The 3,012-nt window shown below is 51.5% G+C and carries 3 protein-coding genes; 1 reads left to right on the top strand and 2 read right to left on the bottom strand.

Going from position 1 to position 3,012, the window contains the following annotated elements:
• A partial coding sequence (locus R6U41_RS03255) for a hypothetical protein (RefSeq protein WP_410268399.1) occupies positions 1–480 on the top strand: 480 nt, incomplete at its 5' end.
• A gap of 242 nt (positions 481–722) precedes the next feature.
• Here the strand turns inward: R6U41_RS03255 and R6U41_RS03250 are convergent.
• Positions 723–1,778 carry a hypothetical protein gene (locus tag R6U41_RS03250; protein WP_410268398.1) on the bottom strand — a complete coding sequence of 352 codons (1,056 nt, stop codon included), beginning with the start codon at positions 1,776–1,778 and terminating at the stop codon, positions 723–725.
• On the bottom strand, positions 1,768–3,012 hold a 1,245-nt coding region (locus R6U41_RS03245), incomplete at its 5' end, for a DEAD/DEAH box helicase (RefSeq protein ID WP_410268397.1). The genes R6U41_RS03250 and R6U41_RS03245, both read right to left, overlap by 11 nt.

Below are 3,012 nucleotides of genomic sequence, written 5' to 3'. Positions count from 1 at the left end.
GATGGCGATAATGACAATGATAATAATGCTGACGGTTATTATCTTCTTATCAGCAGCAATCCCATCAATTACTGGGATGATAGTGAAAATGATACCGGGAACCATGCAGGATGGTTTTTTGACCTGCCTGATTCCGGAGAACGGATTATCCGTGATCCGGCCATTCGTGCAGGCCTCGTAGTGGCCATTGGTACGGTTCCTGCCCAGGAACCCTGTTCTGCAGGGGGAAGCTCAACTCTGTATCAACTTAATGCATGCAGCGGCGGTTCATCGGGGAGGGAATGGTTCCATGACGGAGACTCTCCGGTTTTGCTCGATGGTGTTCCGCCCTCAGGGAAAAAATATGATACAATGATATATGAACCAGTGGATATAAAAGATAGGCTTTACATGCCCAATGAGGAAGCTGATTTGATACAGGAAAAAATTCCAGCTATCACCGGAGGTGAATTTTATTGGCACGAAATCAATCTGCGCTGATAATTTTGATGGCGCCGTAAAAAGTTCAATATCTGCGTTACGCGCAATTTCTCAGAATTTCATGTACGGATAAGTACGCTATATAGCCAAATCAAATCGATGTTATTGCCGTTATTCATGGGGTAAGGTTATTGTCGGATGAATCTTAATCATCCGGGCGTCCCCGGATTCTGAGATATAGCTGAGCAGGTGCGGATCATTTCGGGACGGCCCAGGGATAAACTGTTCGGTTTCAGCCGCGTTTACTTCCTGCAACCATAGCAGACCGCTTCAAGTCGGCTGTTGAAATGAATATGAGAAATGGGTTTTTTGCAGATGGTGCAGGGCGGGGGATCGATTGCCCGGGTGACGGGGTTGTAGGTCAAAAAGAATTGGCGGCGTTGTTTGCCGATGGAAAGGCGGCAGGCGATTTTTTTGGCCGGTGTCCGGATGTACATGGCCGCGGCAAGCTGAAGGCGCACTTTGATGCTGTATTTTTTCAACAGGTCTTCTTTTTTTCTGGCAAGCTCGGCGGGAATCGCATTGATCTTTGCCTGGCGGTCGCTTCGGGCGCTTTCAGACAGCCCGGGTTTTTCCAGGCTTTTCTGCATCTCCGCTTCCAGGCTGCTGTAATATTCCTCCAGGTTTGCAATATCGCGCTGAAACCGGCGGTTCATGCTGGCATGAAACATCGCAAGCCGGTCTTCTAAAAGTCCGCGCGCGGTCTGTTCCATTTTTTCGGCCAGGGGGGTGATTTTATGCTTTATATCCGTGTCGGGCCGGGTAAAAGCAGTGCGGAATCCGCCTGTATCGAACGCCTCGGCCATAGCCGGTACGACTCCGCCGGTATCGGTATTGAATACCATTGTCAAAAGCCCTTCTTTCTGCTCGTCGCTTAAGGCTGTGTAGCGGCAGGACACCTGGACATATTCGGCGGTCACTGCAGCAACTGTTTCTATGGCGGCGGTTGCGCCGTAAAATGTCAGTTGGTCTTCGAGAAGCCGGTCAAATCCGCCGTTTTTGATGTAATCAAATTCCAGCCGGCAGCCTGCTATGGGGATTGTTTTCAGTGTGTTGCCGATCATTCGCTCCAATATGGGGGTGCCGTATGTCACGGTATAATGATAGTCCCGGTCTTCGGCATCTCCGCCATCCTCCGAAATCCGGATGTGCTCGGGCACTTCCAGCAGGGTGCGCAATCGTTGCGGAACCAGCGCTTCTATAGCCGAGGTGTCATTTTCCACGGCAGCATCGTGGAGCTGCAGAAAACGCCGGGCGAATTCCAGGGGTTGGATTCGTGTATCCGCATCAGGCCTCATAGTTTTCCCCAAACAGTTTCTCATCCAGGGTTTTGGTTTTTTCGTAGCCCGTCCGGCATCGTTTCAGCCGGGTTCCAAGCTTGTCAAAGGCTTCTTTCCGCTCATCTTCAGAGGCCGCATTGATCCAGAGATCGTAGACCAGGTCGGCAAAATCCTGCTCGCCCCGCATGCGGCCCATGATCATGTCGATCTCGCCGATGACCATTTCAAACATGTTGATTTTGCGGTCCAGAATATCAAGAATGGATTCTTCGACTGTTCCGGCGGCGCAAAGATTATAGATCATCACTTCACGGGTCTGGCCAATGCGGTGAATGCGGCCGATGCGCTGCTCGATGCGCATGGGGTTCCACGGCAGGTCATAGTTGATCATCCGGCTGCAGAACTGGAGGTTCCGGCCTTCACCGCCGAGTTCCGTGGTGAGCAGCACCTTGTTTTCGGTTTTGAATTTATCGATTTCACGGTCTTTTTCCGCATTGGGCATCTGCCCGTGAAACAGGCTGTGAGCGACTTTGTGCCATGCCAGCACATCCGAGAGATGATCCAGGGTGGCGCGGTATTTGACAAAAATAATGACTTTTTCGTTTGCCCCCTGTATCAGTTGCAGGGTTATTTTGTTTTTACCGGTATCGTCCATGGATCTCACCAGGTTGCGGATGGCCTGGATTTCCTCCTGCTGGCGGTTTAACAGTTCAAGTTTGCCCGTCATACCGGACAGGGTCTTTTCAACCGCCGCGGGCGAGGAGCCTGCCTCTGCCAGCAGATGTTTTAATATCATTCGGTTTTGGGTGCCATTGGATGCATTGATATCCTGAACCAGGCCGGTAACCCGCCGGTAAACTTCAATCTCCGCAGAAATGGGCTTTGTGCTGATGGTTTCGGCAAACCGGGGCGGAATCCGGATATTGGCTACAGCCCGGGTGTTGCGAATCATCACCTGATCGAGCAGCCCCTTTAACAGCGTTCGGTTTTTGGGGTCCGTGGGATCGCCCCGGGTCATGAACTCTTCCTTGAAAGCGGAGGCGGTTTTGAGCTGTCCGGGCTTGAGCAGCGTAATCAGGTTGTAGAGCTCCATCAGGTTGTTTTCCACCGGTGTGGCGGTGAGCATCAGCAGGAAGCGTTTTTTCAGGGAATTGAGCAGTTTCCAGTTAAGGGTGTTTTTGTTTTTGAAATGATGGGCCTCGTCCGCAATGACAAGATCCCACTCCCGGCTGACCACGGCGGAGAAATTCTT

Source organism: Desulfosalsimonas sp., assembly GCF_046483245.1.
Classification (GTDB): domain Bacteria; phylum Desulfobacterota; class Desulfobacteria; order Desulfobacterales; family Desulfosalsimonadaceae; genus Desulfosalsimonas.
The sequence above is the reverse complement of the archived record's forward strand: the minus strand, read 5'-3'. Positions and strand labels throughout refer to the sequence as shown.